General features: G+C 57.0%; 2 tRNA genes and 1 rRNA gene. All 3 read left to right on the top strand.

The window, feature by feature from the left end:
* Positions 1–183 precede the first annotated feature (183 nt).
* A tRNA-Ile gene (locus tag B4113_RS12750) sits at positions 184–257 on the top strand.
* A gap of 10 nt (positions 258–267) precedes the next feature.
* A tRNA-Ala gene (locus tag B4113_RS12745) sits at positions 268–343 on the top strand.
* Between the two features lie 228 nt (positions 344–571).
* A 23S ribosomal RNA gene (locus B4113_RS12740) occupies positions 572–934 on the top strand; the annotation flags it as partial.

The following is a 934-nucleotide window of genomic DNA, read 5'->3' as shown; positions in this document are numbered from 1 at the left end:
CTTCACCCAGAGGGGTGCTTGCACCCCGAGGGGGAAGGTTATTTGGCAGAAGAGAGCCAGGCGCTGGAGCTAGACAATACGAAAAGCGGAAGCAAGACAACGATGGATCGTTCACACAGGGGCGCTTGTGGTTTTGTTTAGTTTTGAGGGAGCATGATTCCTCGACACAACGATATGGGTTATGGGCCTATAGCTCAGCTGGTCAGAGCGCACGCCTGATAAGCGTGAGGTCGGTGGTTCAAGTCCACTTAGGCCCATCTCGATGAAGGGGCCTTAGCTCAGCTGGGAGAGCGCCTGCTTTGCACGCAGGAGGTCATCGGTTCGATCCCGATAGGCTCCACCATTTCCATCGTTCCTTGAAAACTAGATAACCGGAAAAGCGGAGGCGCCGAAATTTCGCCTAAAGGCCGCCCGCGTCCTGCGGGCAACGGCGAAATATCGCCATCCTGGCGATCTCGAAGGCAAATGTTCTTCACCCGCAGGGATGCTTGCATCCCAAGGGGGGAGGTTATTTGGCAGAAGAGAGCTAGGCGCCGAAGCTAGACAATAAGGAAGAAGCCGAGACGCTGTAGGTTAAGCTAGAAAGGGCGCACGGTGGATGCCTTGGCACTAGGAGCCGATGAAGGACGGGGCAAACGCCGAAACGCTCCGGGGAGCTGTAAGCAAGCGTCGATCCGGAGATGTCCGAATGGGGGAACCCCCTGTCCGTAATGGGGCAGGATCCATGCCTGAATCCATAGGGCATGGAGGGCACACCCGGGGAACTGAAACATCTTAGTACCCGGAGGAGAAGAAAGCAAACGCGATTCCCTGAGTAGCGGCGAGCGAAACGGGAACAGCCCAAACCAAGAGGCGAGTCCTCTTGGGGTTGTAGGACCGCTCACTGTGGGAGTGAGAAAGGAACGGGGTAGACGAACCGGTCTGGAACGGCCGG

It is taken from the genome of Geobacillus sp. B4113_201601, assembly GCF_001587475.1.
In the GTDB taxonomy this organism is placed as follows: domain Bacteria; phylum Bacillota; class Bacilli; order Bacillales; family Anoxybacillaceae; genus Geobacillus; species Geobacillus icigianus.
This window is presented reverse-complemented; position numbering and strand designations above follow the sequence as displayed.